Origin of the sequence: Microbacterium sp. M28 (assembly GCF_025836995.1) — a bacterium.
Lineage (GTDB): Bacteria > Actinomycetota > Actinomycetes > Actinomycetales > Microbacteriaceae > Microbacterium.
On sequence record NZ_CP107546.1, the window covers coordinates 1,783,425 to 1,802,448 of the forward strand.

The following is a 19,024-nucleotide window of genomic DNA, read 5'->3' on the forward strand; positions in this document are numbered from 1 at the left end:
CCTCCACGCCCGCTCCCGGCGAGTCTTGCAGACCTGAACGTTGGCTGGAAGCCCCTAATCCCGGACGGGTGAACCGTTCTCGGCGTCCCTGCGCAGGGCGTCCGCGTTGCGGATGAAGAGGATGATCCAGGTGAACACGAGCAGACCGGCGACGAGCTCGACGGCCGTGAGCGTGTAGTACCCGATCGCGAACAGCACGGCCAGCGTCACGATGACGGCGAGGAACAGGTATCCGAGCAGCAGGAACGTGCTCGGCATCCGCGGCACCCAGCGCCGAAGCGCGATCACGAGCACGCCGAACGCCACCACCATGCCGCTGGCGACCCCGGTGTGGATGCCGAAGAACTGGTCGACCGGGAACACGCCGACGAGCCCCAGGAAGATCCCCACGATCACCAGGCAGGTGCGCACGCGCACGACACCGTGCGGGTGCGGCGTCGGCAACTGATGGGTCGCATACCGCGCCAGTGTGGTGACGAGGATGCCTCCGACGATGAGCGTCAGGTTGAACGTCCTGGCGGACAGATCATCCGTCATACCGAGCGCGCTGAGGTTGTCCTGCCACCAGTGGGGGTCGCTCGCCGTGAGCGTGCTCGCGATGATGCCGAAGGCGAGGAACGTCGCCAGCACGATCGCCAGCAGCTGCAGGTCGAGATGCGTCGCGGAGAGGAACACCGCATAGGCGGTCAGCGAGGTCGCAGCACCGGCGAGCAGCAGCACCGGCAGCGGGTAGACCACGGCATCGATGAACCCGAGTTCGAGGATCGTCGCCACGAGCGTCCAGCCCAGCAGCGCGATCACGGCGTGTGCGAAGGCGAATGCGGCGAGGTCGACGACATCCAGCACTCCGACGCGCCCTGCACGCAGCGCGTCGTCGACCACCAGGCGTCCGCAGACGAAGACGACCACGGCCGTAACGGCGGAGGCGATGGCGGCGTACTGTCCGACCGAGCCCCCGCCGGCGATCGGCGCGGACCCCAGCCCGAACACCGGGATCGCGACTCCGGCGCTCAGGACGAACGCCATGATGGCGGCCCACAGGCCGAGCGTCTCGATCGATCGTTCCGACGCGGAGCGGAGTCCTGACATACCACCAGTGTGGCGCATGCGCCGTTACCATGAAGCGCAACCCCGGGCAGCCGCACGCCGTGGCGCCCAGAACCGGAGCCGCAGTGGATCTGACGCAACTCATCCCGACGAACGTCACCGCGTGGGACGTCGTCTTCGCGATTCTGGCGGTGATCGGCGGCTGGATCGCCGCCCACTACGCGCGCAAAGGGGTGCTCACGCTCGGGCGCAGGGCCCCGGGTGTCTCCGACACGATGGTCGACATCGCCGCCCGTCTCGTCCAGTACGTGCTGGTCTTCCTGGGTGTCGGCATCGCTCTCGGATTCCTCGGCGCCAGCATCCAGCCGGTGCTGGCCGTCACGATCATCGCCGCGGTCGTCATCGTCCTCGTCCTGCGCGGCGTCGCGGACAACTTCGCGGCCGGCGTCCTGGTGCAGTCGCGTCAACCGGTCAAGCTCGGTGAGGAGATCCTGTTCGAGGGACCCGATGGTCCCCTCTCGGGCGTCGTCAAGGATCTCAACGGCCGCTCCGTCATCGTCACGACAGCCGACGGCCGCACCGTGCACGTGCCGAACATCAAGCTGCTCTCTGACATCCTCGTCAACGACTCGCGTCACGGCGCGCGGCGCAGCGAGGTCCAGGTCCGCGTAGGCCGCGGTGACGGGCGCGAGCTGTCTTCGGTGCTCGCGCTCGTCAGAGATGCCGCCTCGCGCGCGGAGGGCGTGCATGCGAGGGAGTCCGTGACCGCGCTCGTGCGAGAGGTCTCGGACGAGCGCTGGATCCTGCGGGTGCGGTTCTGGCACCACCCGCTGCACGCGGTCGCGGTGACCTCGGCGGTCGTCACGGTGGTCGCCGCTGCACTGGAGGATGCCGGGATCCCGTCCGTCGTGACCGACAGCCCGGTCGCTCCCCCGCTGGCATCGCCAGGCACGCTCTGAGTCGGCCCCTCGCTCGACGCGCCGAGGAATGCCGGAGACCGACTGTTACAGCGCTCTCTTCGACCCATGGATAGGATAGGCAAACCTAACCTGAAGGAGTCGATCCGGTGTCTGAGCTGCTCACCTCGTCCACTGTCGATCTGTACCGCGCCCTGATCTCGCAGTCCGCGTCCCGCATCGCCACCCGATTCGCCGAGGTCGGCAGACCGTCATCCGGCGCCTCGCGCGCCGAGCTGCAGACGCTCGTCGCGGCGGTCGATCTCGCCGGACCAGGGGTGGGGGCCTCGCACGCGATCCGTGAGATCGACGAGCTGTTCCTCGAGCACGCGGTCTGGTTCCACCACCCGGGATACGCCGCGCACCTGAACTGCCCGGTGGTCCTCCCCGCCGTCGCGGCGGAGAGCATCCTCGCCGCGGTGAACCCGTCGGTCGACACCTACGATCAGTCGACCGTCGGCACGCTGATGGAGCGCCGCCTGATCGAGACAGCCGCCGGTTGGGTCGGGTTCGAATCGGGCGACGGCGTGTTCACCTCGGGTGGCAGCCAGTCGAACCTGCACGCGCTGTTCCTCGCCCGAGAGGCTGCGATCGCCACAAGCGACCTCACCCGCGCCGAAGCGCTCCCGCGTCTGGTGCTCTTCGCCACGGCATCCAGCCACTTCAGCGTGGGCAAGTCCGCGTTTCTGCTGGGACTGGCCGAGGACGCGGTGATCGAAGTCGGCGACGACGGCGAGGGCCGGATGCTGCCGGAGGCGCTGGACGCGGCCATCGCCGCAGCATCCGCGGATGGTCGGGTGCCCATGGCCGTCGTCGCGACAGCGGGAACGACCGACCGCGGCGTGATCGACCCCCTCGCGTCCATCGCCGAGGTGACCGTCCAGCGTGGCCTCTGGCTGCACGTCGACGCGGCGTACGGCTGCGGGCTGCTCGTGTCACGGCGTTATCGACACCTCCTCGCCGGCATCGACCGCGCGAGCTCGGTCACGGTCGATTTCCACAAGAGCTTCTTCCAACCGGTGTCCTCGAGCGCCCTCCTCGTCCGCGAGCCCCGCGACCTCGCGGCCGGCGCCTGGCACGCCGACTATCTCAACCCGCTCGAGAACGAGGAGCCGAACCAGGTCGACAAGTCGTTGCAGACCACGCGGCGCTTCGACGCGCTCAAGCTGTGGTCCACGCTCCGGGCGATCGGACCGCACGGCGTGGGCGACATGTTCGACGCGGTGATCGACCTCGCTGCGGAAGCGAGCGATCTCGTCGAGGAGGATCCCGAGCTCGAGCTCGTCGGCCGCACGCAGCTCAGCACCGTGCTGTTCCGCGTTCGTCCGGAGGGCGTGGGCACCGAGGAGCAGGACCGGCTGGTCGCCGCCGTTCGCCGTGTGCTGTTCGAGTCTGGTCGCGCGCTCGTCGCGAAGACCGTGGTCGACGGCCGCCCCTGCCTCAAGCTCACACTGCTCAATCCGCAGACCACCCTCGACGATGTGCGGATCATCCTGGGTACCGTCAAGGATGCCGCCACGACGCTGGCCGGCATCGACGACGAACTCGGAGTGGTCGGAGCGAAGGCATGAGCGCGCACGTCCACGACGTCATCGGCATCGGGATCGGCCCGTTCAATCTCGGTCTCGCCTGTCTCGCCCAGCCGACCGGTCTCGACGCCGTCTTCCTCGACCGGGAGGACGGATTCCGCTGGCACCACGGCATGATGATCGAGGGCGCGACGATCCAGGTGCCGTTCCTCGCCGACCTCGTGACCATGGCGGATCCGACGTCCGAGTTCTCGTTCCTGAACTGGCTGAAGCAGGCCGGCCGCCTGTATCCCTTCTACATCCGGGAGAGCTTCTACGCGCTGCGCGCCGAGTACGACGCCTACTGCCGCTGGGCGGCGAACCGCCTGCCGAACCTGCACTGGAACCACGAGGTCGTCGCGATCGACCACGATGACGTTGCCGATGTGCACGTCGTGCGGGCGATGCGCTCCGACACCGGCGAGGAGCGCACCCTCCGTGCACGCCACGTGGTCGTCGGCGTCGGCACCCGGCCCACCGTCCCGGACTCCCTCCGCGCGGTCGCCGGCACGGCGGTGCACAGCTCCGATTACCTGCAGAACCGGGATCGACTGCGCTCATCGGAGTCGATCACCGTCGTGGGCAGCGGCCAGTCCGCCGCGGAGATCTATCGAGACCTGCTGGACGGCGCCGGCGCTCGGAATTATCGGCTGGACTGGATCACGCGGTCGCCGCGGTTCTTCCCGATGGAGTACACGAAGCTGACGCTGGAGATGACCTCCCCGGAGTACACGGATCACTTCCACGCCCTTCCGCTCGATCTGCGTCAGACTCTGGGCAGGCAGCAGCGCTCGCTGTACAAGGGGATATCCGCTGATCTGATCGATGACATCTACGACACGCTGTATCGCCTCAGCGCGGACGGACCGGTGTCGACCATGCTGCTCACCGACACCGAGGTGACGTCGGCGGAGTGGGACGGCGCGAGGCACCGGCTGCGCCTTCGCCACGGCCAGCTCGGCGCCGAGCACGAACGCGAGACGGAGTCGCTCATCCTGGCGACCGGATACTCCGCCGAGACCCCGCCGTTCCTCGCCGGCATCGCCGACCGTCTCGAGTGGGACGCACTCGGCCGGCTCGCCGTCGCCCGCGACTACAGCGTCGACGGCGGCCGTGGACGCGTGTTCGTGCAGAACGGCGAGGAGCACACGCACGGTCTCACCGCCCCAGACCTCGGTTTCGGTGCGTGGCGCAACTCGTCGATCCTCGCCTCGATCATCGGTCGCGAGGTCTATCCGATCGAGCGTCGGATCGCATTCCAGGACTTCGGAGTGCCTCAGGATGCGGTTCTCACGAGCGCCGGGGTGACTCCGTGACGACGGCCGCCCTCGAGATCGCACTGATCGCCGCAGACGCGCACCGCGACTCCGCCGTCCTGCAACGGTGGCTGGCCGATCCCCATGCCGCGTTCTGGGGCATGGCCGACCTCGACGTCCAGACTGTGGCCGGATACATCGGTGACATCACCGCCGACCCGTGGCAGGATGCCTGGCTCGGGCTGATCGACGGTGCACCGGCGTTCTACGTCGAGACCTACGATCCGGCGCGTGTCCTGCTCGACGGCATCCACGACGTGTCGCCCGGCGACCTCGGCATGCACGTGCTCATCTCAGCTCCGACCGATGAGCCGAGGCACGGGTTCACCGACGCCGTCTTCGCCACCGTCATGGCGTGGTGCTTCGACGAACGCGGAGCACGGCGCGTGGTCGTCGAACCGGATGTGCGCAACGATCGCGTCCGCCGCAAGAACATGCGAGCCGGTTTCACCGAGCTGCGCGAGGTCGCCGTCGCCGACGGCGGCGGCATCAAGACCGCGATGCTGTCGGTGTGCACCCGTGCAGGATTCGCGGCATCCGCCCTGGCACCGGACACCACGTCGCAGTCCGAGACCGCCCTCTCCCGCTCTTCGATCGAAGGACACGCATGACCACTCCGCCCCCCGCCGACCACCTGGCGCCGGACACGCTCGACACGGCCCAGCGGCACCTGGTCGCGAAGGCGATCGCCGAGTTCAGCCACGAGCGGCTGATCGCACCGGAACCCTTCGACGGCGGATGGCGTCTCGTCCCGCCGCGGGGCGATGCCGAGTACCGGTTCACCGCGGTGCGCACCGAGCTCGAGCACTGGATCATCGACGAGGCCGGCCTCCGCCGGATCATCGGAGGGCACGATGCCGCGCTGGACGCGCAGGCCCTGATCCTCGAGCTGCAGCCCGCGCTCGGACTGTCCGACGGGCTCCTCCCGCTCTACCTCGAGGAGATCGCGTCGACGCTGGCCGGTGCGATGTTCAAGATCGCGGAGAAGGGCCCGACGGCGAACGCGCTCGCGAGCGCCGACTTCCAGACGATCGAGTCCGCGATGACCGAGGGACACCCGGGTTTCGTCGCGAACAACGGACGCATCGGCTTCGGCATCGTCGACCACGCGGCGTACGCGCCCGAGAGCGGTCGCCCGTTCCGTCTGCTCTGGGTCGCCGCACGGCGCTCGGCCTCGCACCTCGCGCTCGGCGCAGGGCTCGACGAGGAGACCCTGCTCGCGGGCGAACTGAGCGACCTCGAGCACGAGCGATTCGACTCGCGGTTGCGCGATCTCGGTGAGGATCCGTCGGAGTTCCACCTGCTCCCCGTGCACCCCTGGCAATGGGAGAACCGCGTCACGATCACGTTCGCCCCTGACCTGGCCCGTCGCGATCTCGTCCTGGTCGGCGAGAGCGTCGACGAGTACCGCGCGCAGCAGTCGGTCAGGACCATGTACAACATCACCAATCCGCATCGCCACTATGTGAAGACCGCGCTCGCGGTGCAGAACATGGGCTTCCTGCGCGGACTGTCCCCTGCCTACATGCGGGTCACCCCGGCCATCAACGACTGGGTCGCCGATCTCGTCGCGCGCGATGACACGCTGCGGGCATCCGGGTTCCGCGTGCTGCGTGAGCGGGCATCGATCGGCTACACCGGTGACGCCTACCACCGCACGACGGAACCGTCGGCTCACCGCAAGATGCTCGCCGCCCTCTGGCGGGAGAGCCCGACGCCGCTCGTCTCCGGAACCCAGCACCTGGCGACGATGGCCGCGCTCCTGCACCGCGACAGCGACGGTGCGGCGCTCGTGACCGCGCTGATCCGCGCCTCCGGCATCCCGGCGACCGAGTGGGTGCGCGCCTACCTCGACGCCTACCTGCGTCCGGTCGTGCACTGCCTGCTCGCGCACGACCTCGCGTTCATGCCGCACGGCGAGAACGTCATCCTCGTCCTCGACGGCCACGTCCCCACCGGCGCCTTCATGAAGGACATCGGCGAGGAGATCGCGATCCTCGCGGAGCGCTCGGTGCCCGACGAGGTGCGGCGCACCCTGTCGCCGGTCGACGACGCGGAGAAGGCACTCGCGGTGTTCACCGATGTGTTCGACGGCGTGCTGCGGCATCTCGCCGGCATCCTGCATGTCGACGGCACTCTGCCCGAGACGGAGTTCTGGCGCCTCGTCGCGGAGACCGTCGACGCGCACGCGGCCGATCACCCGGACCTCGACTCGAGCGTCGACCTGCGCGCCGACACCTTCGCGCACTCGTGCCTGAACCGCCTGCAGCTGCGCAACACCCTGCGCATGGTGGACCTCGCGGATCAGTCGGCATCGCTGATGTACGCGGGAACGCTGCGCAACCCGGCCGGACGGTCGGCCTTCGCACCGTTGCTCGGCGTGGGAAGCTGATCCGATGGCTGAGGTCTTCCGCGATCCCCACGGCATCCCGCACATCCGTGCCACGGACATCCGCGACCTCGCGCGCGCGCAGGGCGAGGTGACGGCACGGGACCGCGGCTGGCAGGTCGAGGTGGACCGGTTGCGCACGGCAGGCCGGCTGTCCGAGCTGATCGGCGAGACCGGCTGCGCATGGGATGTGTTCGCCCGCCGTGCGCGGCTGGACGACACCGCACGCCGGGCATTCGCTCTGCTCGAGGGAGAGACGCGGGACTTCGTCGCGGACTACGCGTCCGGTGTGCGCAGGGGCATGGCGCTCGGGCGACGGGCCGCCGAGTTCGCCGCACTCGACGAGCGTTTCGGGGATGCCGTTCCGCTGACGCCGTGGGAGGATCACGATCCGCTCGGCGTGCTCCATGTCGCGCACGCCCTGTTCTCCACGTTCCCGGCGGTGCTGTGGCGCGAGCACGTCGCGCAGACCATCGGCGACGAATGGGTGGATGTGTTCTCGGGCGAGGCTGCCGTCCCCACCTCGGGCAGCAACGCCTGGGCGCTGCACGGTTCCCGAACGGCGAGCGGACGGCCCCTGCTGGCCGGCGACCCGCACCGGATGTTCGAACTCCCCGGTGTGTACCAGCAGATCCGACTCGCATGCGACGAGTTCGACGTCGTGGGTTTCGCGTTCCCCGGAGTACCGGGGGTGCCGCATTTCGGCCACACCGGGCAGGCGGCGTGGGGCATCACGAACGCGATCGCGCACAACGTCGACGTGTTCGCCGAGCGCCTGCGCCGCCGTGGCGGCGGTTACGAGGCGCTCGGCCTCGACGGGTGGGAGCCCGTGGACGTGCAGAGATCCGTCGTGCGGGTGCGCGGCGGCGCGGATGTCGAGGTCGAGGCGCTCGAGACGTCCCGCGGATGCGTGGTCACCGATCTGCAGTCGCACGGCGACGAGCTGCGCGGCTGGAGCATCCGGCACCCGGCGCGCGCAGATTCCGACCTCGGCGCACGCGCGCTGCTTCCGCTGCTGCGCGCACGCACGGCCCGTGACGTGGTGACGGCGTTCGGCTCGTGGGTCGATCCGGTGAACCGCGTGCTCGCCGCGGACCGCGACGGTCAGGTGCTCTCGGCGACCGTCGGCACGGTTCCGGAGCGGCCGAGGTCGCAGCGTCGACGTGCGCTCGCCGCCGAGGTCGTCACCCCGGCACCCGACCGCGCCCCCGGCGAGGCACGGTCCGTGGCCGACGTCGCCGTCGACGCCAACGAGCGCCCCTCCGTCTCCGGCATCGACCTGGGGTGGGCCTATCCCTCGTCGCATCGCGCGCGCCGCATCCGCCACCTCATCGATTCCCTGCGTCCCCCGCAGCCGACGGACCTCGTCGCCGTCTGGGGTGACACGGATGGCAGCGTGCCGGCGGCGATCCGGGCGGCCCTGCCCACGGGAGACCTCCCGCCGGCGGCTTCGGCGGCCCGCGACGCGCTCCTCGACTGGGACGGCCGGATGGACGCGGACTCGACCGGCGCCGGCGTCTACGCCGCCGTCCGCGCGGCACTCGTCCGAGCGGTCTGCGCGCATCCGGCGATCGCGCCGCTGCGCACCCCGCACGGCTTCGGATCCGTCTTCGACCCGTGGATGGGCGTCGAGAGCCGGATCGCCGGTGCGCTCCCCCGACTCCTCGCGCATCCTGCACTGCGATCCGCGATCGGCGCGTTCGTCGTCGAGGCCCTGACGGAGGGCGCGGATGCGCCGACATGGGGCACGACGCATCGGATGCTGCCGCTGCATGTGCTCGACGGCATCCCCGGGATCGATCCACCGGGTGCGCAGTTCGACGTGCCGCTGTCCGGCGACGACGACACCGTACGCTGCACCGGCTCCTCCCCTGGCGTGACAGACCGGAGCTGGCGCGGATCCGTGGCGCGATGGGCGTGGGATCTCGCCGACCGCGAGGAGAGCCTGTGGAGCGTGCCGTTCGGCGCGTCCGGTGATCCGACCTCGCCGCACTTCGGCGACCAGCATCCGGCGTGGGTGGACGTGCGCCCTACGCGGATCATCACCGACTGGAGTGCTCTCGCCATCGATGATCCGGCAGGAGCCGCATGACCGCCCTACCAGCGCCCCGTCTGCTGAGCGGTCCCGCAGGGGCGCTCGTCCACGTCATCGACTCCCCCGTCCTCGGACGCATCGACTTCACAGTGCTCGACCCGGTCGCGGATCTCGACGTGCTGCACGAATGGACGGCGCGACCGACCTCGCGGTTCTGGGGTCTCGGAGACAAGTCGCGCGACGAGCTGCGGGACACCTACCTGTTCGTCGACTCGCTGCCCAGTCACCATGCCTTTCTCGTGCGTCGGGACGGGTTGCCCATCGTCCTGCTGCAGACATACGAGCCCGAGAACGATCCGCTCGGAGAGGCGTACGACGCTCTTCCCGGCGACGCGGGTCTGCACTTCCTGCTGGGCGCACGCGGGGCGCCCACGCCGCAGTTCTCCTCCCGTGTGGCCGATGTGCTCGCCGCGTTCCTTTTCTCGAGTCCGGGGGTCGACCGGCTGGTGATCGAACCGGATGTCCGCAACGAGCGGGCGATCGCGCGAGCGGTGAAGAGCGGGTTCGAGCTCGGGCAGCAGGTCGAGCTCGAGCACAAGACGGGCCAGCTGGCGTTCCTCAGCCGTGAGCGCTGGGGGCGTCACGCGGCGAGGGACAGGCCTGACGGATCGCGAGCGGTACTCTCGGAGACGGGGTTCGCGTGAGAGATGCGGCCCGAGAGGAAGCATCGTGACCCGTCCCGACGTCGACGCCCCTGAGAGCACCAACGCCTGGAAGCAGTTCTGGCGACCGACTATGCGGAGCTCGGCGCGGGTGTGGTCATCGCTTGGCTGCTCACCGGCCTGCTGATCGGCTTCGCCGAGGAGCTGCTCACCCGCGGCTATGTGGTCCGCATCATGCGCGCGGCTGGTCACCGTGAGATCGTCGTGGCGGTCGTCTCGGCCGCGATCTTCGCCGCACTGCACGCCGGCAACCTGCTGACGGGCCAGGCACTGGTGCCCACGCTGATCCAGCTGGCCTACACCTTCGCTTTCGGCATCTGCATGTACCTCGCGCTGCGCGTGACGGGCAGCATCGTCTGGCCGATCCTGCTGCATGCCACCACCGATCCCAGCATCTCGATGCTCGGGCTCGCTCCGACCGCGGGGTCGCTCACGGCGATCGCCGGCCTCGGCAACATCGCGGTCATCATCGTTGGACTTCTCGCGGTCGCGTTCATCCGCGACCAGCGCGACGCACCGGCTCAGACCTGAGCCCCTCAGCGTCCGTCGAGCCAGCGTGCGAGTTCCGCGGTGAGCGCCTCGGGTGCGTCGAGCTGGATCAGGTGGCCCGCGTCCGGGACGACGGCGAGCGAGGCCCCCGCGATCCGCGTCTGGAGACGTGAGGCTCGATCCGCCGGTATCCAGGTGTCCTCCGCGCCCCAGACGATGTGCACGGGTTCGTCGATCTCGCCGTACCGTGGCTCGATCTCGTCGGTGAAGCCCTCATCCGCCTGCGCGATCTGACGGTAGAAGGCCGCCTGCCCCTGCGCGTCGCTCCACGGCAACATCAGCATCGCCGAGTCGCTGCCGCTCACGCCGGTGTGGCTGGCGCCGCGGATGTAGGCCTCGACCGCCCCGCGGTGCACGGCGGCGGGCAGCTGTGCGAAGACGTCCGCGTGCTCCTGAACGAGGCGGAAGAACGGCGAGCCCCATGGCGACAGCGCGACCACATCGACCAGGCAGAGCGACGCATACCTCGCGCCGTGCAGCAGACGCGCGCGCAGTGCGACCGCGCCGCCGATGTCGTGCGCGACGATGTGCGGCCGGTCGAGACCCCACTGCTCGAGCAGGAACGCGAACAGTTCGCCCTGGAATCCGAGATCCACCCTGTGATCTGCGTCCTTCGAGGACGCACCGTAGCCCGGCATGTCCCACAGGTGGACGGTGAAGCGCGCGGACAGGGCGTCCGCGATCCGGCGCCACAGCGCCGATGACCACGGTGTGCCGTGCAGGAAGACCAGCGGCTCCCCCGCACCGAAACGATCCCAGGCGACGCGGCGTCCTCGCCAGTGCAGCGAACGACCGAGGTGATGCGCAGTCATCGCTCCATCGTCGCAGAGTCTCCGACCGATGGGGCCGTGTGACGTTCGTCCCGGCGGACCGCCGTGTGCCGTGGCCGGGTGACCACGTGACTACGCTGGACATGCAGGAACACGACGAAACGGGAACGAATGCTCAGTGCACAACGGCGCGCCTACCTTCTCGAGACGCTCCGTCGCGACGGAAAGGTCGTCGCGAAGGATATCGCCGCCGAACTGGGTCTCTCCGAGGACAGCATCCGCCGTGATCTGCGGGAGATGGCCGCAGAGGGACTCTGCCAACGGGTCTACGGCGGCGCGCTTCCCCTCTCGCCTGCGGTGGTCGGATACGACCAGCGCAAGCTGGTCTCGGTCGAGGGCAAGCAACGCGTCGCGGCCAAGGCCCTCGAACTGATCGATCACGGCAGCACGATCATCATCGACGGCGGTACGACCGCCCTGGCTCTCGCGCGGCTTCTGCCGTCGTCTTTGCAGTGCACGGTCGTCACTCACAGCCCGACGGTCGCGTCCGCGCTCGTCGAGCATCCGAGCGTCGACGTGTTCATCATCGGAGGACGTCTCTTCAAGCACTCGGCCGTCGCGTCCGGCGCGGCCGCCGTCGAAGCCGCGGAGCGCATCTCCGCAGACATGTTCTTCCTCGGCGTCACCGGCATCCATCCCGACAACGGGCTGACCACGGGGGATCCGGACGAGGCTGCGATGAAGCGCGTGCTGGCTTCGCGTGCCGCGGAGACCTACGTGCTCGGGTCCGCCGAGAAGGTCGGGGCGGCATCTCCGTACGGCGTCATCGGGTTCGAGGACGCCGCCGGTCTGATCACCGATGCCGACCGGCGCTCCGATGTCGTGCGTGCACTGAGCGAAAGGGTCCGCATCGTCGACGCCGGCGCGTGATCGGATTCACGGCGAGACGCCGACCACGGACCGACGACACAGCAAAAGGCCCGGAAACCCCCGGTCGATTTCTCGACCGGACCAGGATTCCGGGCCTTTCTTGCTCCCCGAGTTGGACTCGAACCAACAACCTGCCGGTTAACAGCCGGCTGCTCTGCCAATTGAGCTATCGAGGATCAGGCATGCTGCCGAAGCAACTCCACTAGCTTAGCAAAGGTCCAGGTGTGCGAATGACATCGGCGGGCGTTTCCGTGACGCCGGGTGTGTCGCGCTCATCGCTGGGAGTCCGCCTCGGCGTTCGGCACCCACAGCAGATCGTCGCCGACGCCGCGGGCGACGACGTGACCGCCGCGCAGCATGAGCGTCTCGGCCTTCAGCTCGCGGATGAAAGCGGCATCGTTCGTGACGAGCAGCGCTCCCATGCCCTGCTCGGTGCGACGCCGGGTGATCGCATCGAACACGACCGGCCGCACTTCGAGATCGAGATTGGCGAGCACCTCGTCGGCGACGAGCACCTTGGGCTCCAGCACGAAGGCGCGCGCTATCGCGACGCGCTGCCGCATCCCCGCGCTCAGCTCGTACGGGAACTTGTCGGCCGTCCCGAGCGGCAGGTGCAACTCGTCCAGCAGCGTCGCGATGCGGATCGACAGCGCGCGGGTGTTGACCTTCTTCTCCCGGATGAGAATCGGCTCGGCGATCACCTCGGTGACCGTCAGGCTCGGCGGCAGGGATGCCCCCGCTCCCTGCGGCACGAAACCGCTGAGGTACGTCAATTCACGGTGCCGCCGCCCAGGCTTTCGCACATTGACGCCGCACACCTCAGCGCTGCCTCCGACGATCCGCACTGACGGATCGGTGGAGCCGGCCAGCGCGGCGACGAGCGTCGATTTGCCCGACCCGGTGGGACCGGCGACGCAGAGCAGACCGCCGGGGGCGATCTGGAACGTCACACCGTCGACGGCTCTGGTGGCACCGCCGTGCCCGATCCGGTCGATCACCAGATCCGAGCAGTCGATCACGTTCGGAGAGGGAGACCTGCGAGACATGACCCCATCCTCCCCCGGCTTCGGTATGCCGTGCCGTTACGACTCGGTGAAACGACGACGTTCGACGTCGATGTCCCGCAGACGCACCCGCAGCGCCCGGCCTCCGTCGGATTCCGCCGGAACCCGCTGCACTGCGCCCAGCAGCTCCTGCTTCTCCTGTTCGAGGCCGCGGACGATCAGTCGTCTCGCGAGGTCGGTCGTCGAAGCGACGGCTCCCTCTTCGTCTCGAGCCGGGAAAGCCGTCATGAGCAGCTCGCCCGCGAGCGAGCGATACGGCTCGCGCACCGAGTTCACGGCATCCATGACCCAGCCCGGTCTGGCGCGGTCTGCGTCGACGACCGCTTCGCGGACGGCGTTGAGCGCAGGGTGGCGGAACGCCGGTGTCAGCGCCCTGGTGAGCAGGGCGGCATCGACCTGATGCCCGTACTGCAGGGTGCCGATCAGAGCATCGCGCTCCAGCGCGACATCGGCGGTCCTCGGCAGACTCGCGAGTGTCACGGCAGCGACCACGGGTGCCCCCGCCGGCGCGTCGGATGCCGGGGCCTGCGTCTCGCGCCGAGCGGGCGCGTGCGAGATGCCGCGCGCGGCGCGCTCGACCTCGGCGTGCACGTCCGTGGGGTCCATGCCGAGCCGGCGTGCCAGCACGCGCTCGTAACCGGGCCGCAGCAGACGGTCGCGGATCTCGGCCACGATCGGTGCGGCGGCACGAAGAGCACCGACGCGTCCTTCGACCGTCGAGAGGTCGTAGCCGGCGAGCTTGCGGTCGATCGCGAACTCGAACATCGGCTGCTTGGCGTCCATGAGACCGCGCACCGCCGCGTCACCGCGCTGCAGCCGCAGGTCGCACGGGTCGAGTCCGTCTGGTGCGACCGCGACGAAGGTCTGCGCGTTGAAGCGGTCGTCCTCGGTGAAGGCGCGCAGAGCCGCCTTCTGACCGGCCTCATCGCCGTCGAACGTGAACACGACCTCGCCTGCTCCGGAGTCGTCGCCCATGACGCGACGCAGCACCTTGATGTGCTCGGTTCCGAATGCCGTGCCACACGTCGCGATCGCCGTGGTGAGTCCGGCGAGATGGCAGGCCATGACATCCGTGTATCCCTCGACCACGACGACGCGGCGGGGGTCGCCACGGGAGATGTCCCGTTTGGCGAGATCGAGGCCGTAGAGCACCTGCGCCTTCTTGTAGATCGGCGTCTCCGGGGTGTTCAGGTACTTCGGCCCCTGATCGTCGTCGAACAGCTTCCGCGCACCGAATCCGATCGTCTGACCGGTCACGTCCCTGATGGGCCACACGAGGCGTCCGCGGAAGCGGTCGTAGACACCGCGCTGACCCTGCGACAGCAGGCCGGCCGAGAGCAGCTCCTCGCGGCTGAAGCCCTGCGCCGTCATGGCCTTGAGCAGACCGTCCCATCCGCGCGGCGCGAAACCGACACCGAAATGCGCGGCGGCCCCAGCGTCGAATCCGCGCTCGCCGAGGAAGCGGCGTCCGGCCTCGGCATCCGCGGTGAGCAGTTGCGAACGGAAGAACTCCGCCGCCGCCGTGTTCGCCGCGTACAACCGGCTGCGACCGCTCGTCTCCGGGGCTGCACCGCCGTCCTCGTAATGCAGCGTGTATCCGACGCGGCCCGCCAGACGCTCGACTGCCTCGGTGAAGCTGACGTGGTCCATCTCCCGCAGGAACGAGTACACGTCGCCGGACGCACCGCAGCCGAAGCAGTGGTAGTAGCCGACCTGCGGACGCACGTGGAAGCTCGGGCTCTTCTCATCGTGGAACGGGCACAGCCCCTTCAACGACCCCACGCCTGCGGACTTCAGTGCAACGCGCTCCCCCACGATGTCCGCGATGTTGATCCTGGCTTTGACCTCGTCGACGTCGGCCTGACGGATGCGCGGCATCAGCGCGCCTTTTCGGCGACCATCGGCGTCGCGGTGTGCGCGCGGGCCCGCGCGTGACGCGGCGACCAGATCCCCACCTCGGCGGGGTCGATGTCGCCGACGAGCCGGGAGTGCCAGTCCAGCGCGGTCTGGTCGGTGAGGCTCGCGATCTGATCGACCACGACCCTGGCACGAGCGGCATCCGTCGGTGCATCCAGGAAGTCGGCGGCGAAAGCCGGCTCGAGGACGTCCGCCCCAGCGGTCCAGAGCGTGTCCGTCGACCACAGCGCATCAGCGAGACGCTTCAGCACCCGGCGCTGCTCTTTGTAGACGCCGCGGCGCGCGTCGATCGTGACGATGGCCTGCCCCATGATGCCCTTGAGCACAGCGATCTCGACCTCGATGACGCGCGGCACGACGACGTGCGCGTTGTAGCGCGCCAGCGCAGGTCCGGCGTACGCCTCTCGCGTGGCGGCGACCGCGGCGCGCGCGAAGCGCCCGATCATGTCGCTCGTGAGGTTCTTCAGGCGGGCGAGATCGCGGCGCGAGCGGTCGAAGGACCGCAGCCACATCGGCTGCCGGGTCAGGCGGTACAACCCGTCGGCCAGTTCCTCGCGCGTGTAGTCGTATCCGACCCACTGCTGGATCCGCGAGACGAGCGCATGATGCTCGGCCGGGTCCGAGAGCTGCGCGACGTCGAGGTAGCCGTTGACGATCGCGTCCTCGAAATCGTGCACCGAGTATCCGATGTCATCGGACAGGTCCATGATCTCGGCTTCGATGCAGCGTAGGCGACCAGGGGCACCGTCGCGCATCCAGCGGAAAACGTCCTCGTCCTCGGGATAGACGCCGAACTTGAGCCGGCCGCCCGGGTCCGGGAGCGGGCTGTCGACGGTCCACGGGTACTTGCACGTGGCGTCCAGGCTCGCCCTGGTCAGGTTGAGCCCCACCGACCGATCGTCATCGTCGAGGACCTTCGCCTCGAGACGGGTGAGGATGCGCAACGACTGCGCGTTGCCCTCGAAGCCGCCGATGGGTTCGGCCCATTCGTTGAGAGCTCTCTCGCCGTTGTGGCCGAACGGCGGATGGCCGAGGTCGTGGCTGAGGCAGGCGGTGTCGACGACGTCAGCGGAGACGCCGAGCGCGATCGCGAGTTCGCGCCCGACCTGAGCGACCTCGAGGGAATGCGTGAGGCGGTTGCGCGCGAAGTCGGCCGTGCTCGCCGGACTCAGGACCTGGGTCTTGGCGGCCAGGCGCCGCAGCGCGGCCGAATGCAGCACGCGGGCGCGGTCCCTGGCGAAGTGATCGCGTTCCGAGCGGTGCGTCTCGGCGAAGAAGCGTTCGGTGTCGTGCGCGTCGTAGCCGTCGACGCGGCCCAGTCGATCCGGTTGCGCGTCGCCCGGCAGGTCACCCGCCACTGTTCTCGATCTCCGCTCCGCGCAGCATCTGCCGGGTGTCCTCGGCGACGTCGCGCGAGTCCAGCCACTTGTCCGGAAGCGCCGGACGCTTCGGGTGGCCCGCGCGACCGCGCTGGCCCTCGGCATCCGCACCGGGATACGGGGCATCGCGGTCGAGCTGACCGAGCAGGTCGTCCATCTGCGCGAGGCTCTCCACCTTGGCCAGAGCCGTCCGAAGCTCCCCGCCGACCGGGTAGCCCTTGAAATACCAGGACACGTGCTTGCGGATGTCACGGCATCCGCGGTCCTCGTCCTCGAAGAACTCCACGAGCAGGTCGGCGTGACGACGGAAAGCGTCGGCGACGAAGCCGAGCGTCGCATCGACGGGGCGCGACTCGGCACCGAACGCGGCCGCCAGATCGCCGAACAGCCAGGGGCGGCCGAGACAGCCGCGGCCGACCACGACGCCGTCGCAGTCGGTCTCGGCCATCATGCGCACGGCATCATCCGCACTCCAGATGTCGCCGTTGCCGAGGACGGGGATGCTGGTGACGGCCTGCTTCAGCTCGCCGATGGCATTCCAGTCGGCGTGCCCGGAGTAGAACTCGCTCGCGGTGCGGGCGTGCAGGGCGACGGCGGCGGCTCCGGCATCCTCCGCGGCGCGACCGGCGTCCAGGAACGTGAGGTGATCGCGGTCGATGCCCTTGCGCATCTTGACCGTCAGCGGGATGGGACCGGCGGCCTTGACCGCCTGGTCGACGATGTCGGAGAAGAGCCTCGTCTTCCACGGCAGCGCCGCTCCCCCGCCCTTGCGGGTCACCTTGGGAACAGGGCAGCCGAAGTTGAGATCGATGTGATCGGCGTGATCCTCGGCGACGATGATGCGCACGGCTTCGGCGATCGTCTTCGGGTCGACGCCGTAGAGCTGGATCGAACGCGGCGTCTCCGACTCGTGGTGTCGGATCAGGCGCATCGTGACGTCGTTGCGCTCGACCAGTGCGCGCGAGGTGATCATCTCGCTGACGTACAGACCGGCACCGTACTCGCGGCAGAGTCGACGGAACGCGGTGTTCGTGATCCCGGCCATGGGGGCGAGGACGACGGGCACGTCGATGTCGATCGGGCCGATGCGCAGGGAACGCGCTGGTGCGGTGGCGAGACTCATATCTCCTCTATTCTCCCATCCTCCGCGGCCGGTGAGGCACAGGCGTCCTAGGCTGTGGATATGACCGATCAGAGCGTGCGCCAGATCCCCTTCTCGGATGCCGAGGGGGTCGTCAAGACTCTCGATGACTACGCGGCCGATGTGCTCCTCGTCGTCAATGTCGCCTCGAAGTGCGGTCTGACTCCGCAATACGAGCAGCTGGAGCAGCTCCAGCGCACGTACGGCGATCGCGGATTCAGCGTGGTCGGCTTCCCGTGCAACCAGTTCATGGGTCAGGAGCCCGGGTCGATCGAGAAGATCCTCGAGTTCTGCTCCACGACGTACGGCGTCAGCTTCCCGATCAACGACAAGGTGAAGGTCAACGGCCGGAGCGCCGATGACCTGTACCAGCGGCTGAAACAGACGCCGGACGCCGGCGGCAAGGCCGGACGCGTCGAGTGGAATTTCGAGAAGTTCCTCGTCCGCCCGGACGGGTCCGTCCAGAGGTTCCGTCCCAAGCAGAAGCCGGACGACCCCGAGATCGTCTCCGCGATCGAGGCCGCCCTGACCCGCTGACCGCGTTCGGCCTCAGACCGCCGCGGCGGTCTCGGGCTCGCTCTGGCCGCGCTTGGCCCAGAGGTCGCGCAGCACGCTCTCGAAGGTGCTCGGCGGCTGAGCCCCCGAGATGCCGTATTGGCCGTCGAGCACGAAGAACGGCACGCCCTGGATACCGTAGGCCTGGGCCTGCGCCTGGTCCTGACGCACAGCGGGGAGGTGGGTCGCCGCTTCCAGTGCCTGGCGGGTCTCGGCGGCGTCCAGCCCGACCTCGACCGCGAGCTCGACGAGGTCGTCGATGCGACCGACGTGCTTGCCCTCGGTGAAGTACGCGGACATGAGCCGCTCCTCCATCTCGTGCTGCAGGCCGTGAGCCTTGGCGTGGTGGAGCAGTTCGTGCGCCTTGACCGTATTGGTGTGCTGCAGGAGGTCGAAGCGGTACTCCAGCCCGGCCTTCTGCGCGACGCCCGTGACGTTCGCGAGCATCTGCTCGACCTGCTCGCGCGGCATCCCCTTGTGACCGGCGAGGAAGTCGATCTCGTCGCCGTCGAAGTCGACCGGGGTATCGGGAGACAGTTCGAAGGAGTGGAAGGTGACCGTCACCGCGGGGGCGTCGGCGTCTGCGGAGACGGCTTCGAGCCCTTTCTCGAGATTGCGCTTGCCGATGTAGCACCAGGGGCAGGCGATGTCGGACCAGATGTCGATGGAGATGGGTTCAGTCACAC

Annotated in this window: 17 protein-coding genes and 1 tRNA gene; 10 read left to right on the plus strand and 8 right to left on the minus strand. The window is 69.0% G+C overall.

Annotated elements, in window-relative coordinates; all coding sequences use genetic code 11:
- Positions 1–54: 54 nt before the first annotated feature.
- Entirely contained in the window at positions 55–1,089 is a 1,035-nt protein-coding gene (locus OED01_RS08820; RefSeq protein WP_264154909.1) for a DUF998 domain-containing protein, read from the minus strand.
- Between the two features lie 83 nt (positions 1,090–1,172).
- Between OED01_RS08820 and OED01_RS08825 the strand changes: the two genes are divergently transcribed.
- From OED01_RS08825 to OED01_RS08860, 8 genes are all read left to right on the plus strand, one after another.
- Complete coding sequence (locus tag OED01_RS08825; RefSeq protein ID WP_264154910.1) at positions 1,173–2,006, plus strand: mechanosensitive ion channel family protein; 834 nt, start codon at positions 1,173–1,175, stop codon at positions 2,004–2,006.
- A 107-nt stretch (positions 2,007–2,113) separates the two neighbouring features.
- Positions 2,114–3,574, plus strand: a complete 1,461-nt coding sequence (locus OED01_RS08830; RefSeq protein ID WP_264154911.1) for a pyridoxal phosphate-dependent decarboxylase family protein — start codon at positions 2,114–2,116, stop codon at positions 3,572–3,574.
- Positions 3,571–4,887 carry a lysine N(6)-hydroxylase/L-ornithine N(5)-oxygenase family protein gene (locus OED01_RS08835; protein WP_264154912.1) on the plus strand — a complete coding sequence of 439 codons (1,317 nt, stop codon included), beginning with the start codon at positions 3,571–3,573 and terminating at the stop codon, positions 4,885–4,887. The genes OED01_RS08830 and OED01_RS08835 overlap by 4 nt, the downstream gene beginning before the upstream one ends.
- Positions 4,884–5,498: a GNAT family N-acetyltransferase gene (locus OED01_RS08840; RefSeq protein WP_264154913.1), complete on the plus strand. Its 615-nt coding sequence runs from the start codon at positions 4,884–4,886 to the stop codon at positions 5,496–5,498. Before OED01_RS08835 ends, OED01_RS08840 begins: the two co-directional genes overlap by 4 nt.
- Complete coding sequence (locus OED01_RS08845) at positions 5,495–7,279, plus strand: IucA/IucC family protein (RefSeq protein WP_264154914.1); 1,785 nt, start codon at positions 5,495–5,497, stop codon at positions 7,277–7,279. The genes OED01_RS08840 and OED01_RS08845 overlap by 4 nt, the downstream gene beginning before the upstream one ends.
- 4 nt (positions 7,280–7,283) lie before the next feature.
- Positions 7,284–9,368, plus strand: coding sequence for a penicillin acylase family protein (locus OED01_RS08850; RefSeq protein WP_264154915.1), 2,085 nt, complete (start codon positions 7,284–7,286; stop codon positions 9,366–9,368).
- Positions 9,365–10,015: a GNAT family N-acetyltransferase gene (locus tag OED01_RS08855; protein ID WP_264154916.1), complete on the plus strand. Its 651-nt coding sequence runs from the start codon at positions 9,365–9,367 to the stop codon at positions 10,013–10,015. The genes OED01_RS08850 and OED01_RS08855 overlap by 4 nt, the downstream gene beginning before the upstream one ends.
- A gap of 111 nt (positions 10,016–10,126) precedes the next feature.
- Entirely contained in the window at positions 10,127–10,564 is a 438-nt protein-coding gene (locus tag OED01_RS08860) for a CPBP family intramembrane glutamic endopeptidase (protein ID WP_264154917.1), read from the plus strand.
- 5 nt (positions 10,565–10,569) lie between these two features.
- Here OED01_RS08860 and OED01_RS08865 read toward each other — a convergent pair whose 3' ends face one another.
- Positions 10,570–11,394 (minus strand): alpha/beta fold hydrolase, encoded by an 825-nt coding sequence (locus OED01_RS08865; protein WP_264154918.1) that lies wholly within the window; start codon positions 11,392–11,394, stop codon positions 10,570–10,572.
- Between the two features lie 129 nt (positions 11,395–11,523).
- Here OED01_RS08865 and OED01_RS08870 point away from each other — a divergent pair, with 129 nt between their 5' ends.
- Entirely contained in the window at positions 11,524–12,282 is a 759-nt protein-coding gene (locus OED01_RS08870) for a DeoR/GlpR family DNA-binding transcription regulator (protein WP_264154919.1), read from the plus strand.
- 103 nt (positions 12,283–12,385) lie between these two features.
- Here the strand turns inward: OED01_RS08870 and OED01_RS08875 are convergent.
- The 5 genes from OED01_RS08875 to dusB all read right to left on the minus strand — a co-directional run bounded on the left by OED01_RS08875 (position 12,386) and on the right by dusB (position 17,765).
- Positions 12,386–12,458, minus strand: a tRNA-Asn gene (locus OED01_RS08875).
- Positions 12,459–12,554: 96 nt separating this feature from the next.
- Positions 12,555–13,328: an ATP-binding cassette domain-containing protein gene (locus OED01_RS08880; protein WP_264154920.1), complete on the minus strand. Its 774-nt coding sequence runs from the start codon at positions 13,326–13,328 to the stop codon at positions 12,555–12,557.
- A 36-nt stretch (positions 13,329–13,364) separates the two neighbouring features.
- A complete protein-coding gene (gene dnaG / locus OED01_RS08885; RefSeq protein WP_264154921.1) occupies positions 13,365–15,224 on the minus strand; it encodes a DNA primase in 1,860 nt (619 codons plus the stop codon).
- Positions 15,224–16,621: a deoxyguanosinetriphosphate triphosphohydrolase gene (locus OED01_RS08890; protein ID WP_264154922.1), complete on the minus strand. Its 1,398-nt coding sequence runs from the start codon at positions 16,619–16,621 to the stop codon at positions 15,224–15,226. The genes dnaG and OED01_RS08890 overlap by 1 nt, the downstream gene beginning before the upstream one ends.
- Positions 16,611–17,765: a tRNA dihydrouridine synthase DusB gene (dusB, locus tag OED01_RS08895; protein WP_264154923.1), complete on the minus strand. Its 1,155-nt coding sequence runs from the start codon at positions 17,763–17,765 to the stop codon at positions 16,611–16,613. The genes OED01_RS08890 and dusB overlap by 11 nt, the downstream gene beginning before the upstream one ends.
- A 60-nt stretch (positions 17,766–17,825) precedes the next feature.
- Between dusB and OED01_RS08900 the strand changes: the two genes are divergently transcribed.
- Positions 17,826–18,320 (plus strand): glutathione peroxidase, encoded by a 495-nt coding sequence (locus OED01_RS08900; RefSeq protein ID WP_264154924.1) that lies wholly within the window; start codon positions 17,826–17,828, stop codon positions 18,318–18,320.
- A 12-nt stretch (positions 18,321–18,332) separates the two neighbouring features.
- On the opposite strand, the gene OED01_RS08905 is transcribed toward OED01_RS08900, so the two are convergent.
- On the minus strand, positions 18,333–19,022 hold the full coding sequence (locus OED01_RS08905; protein ID WP_264154925.1) for a DsbA family oxidoreductase: 690 nt from the start codon (positions 19,020–19,022) through the stop codon (positions 18,333–18,335).
- Between the last annotated feature and the right edge of the window lie 2 nt (positions 19,023–19,024).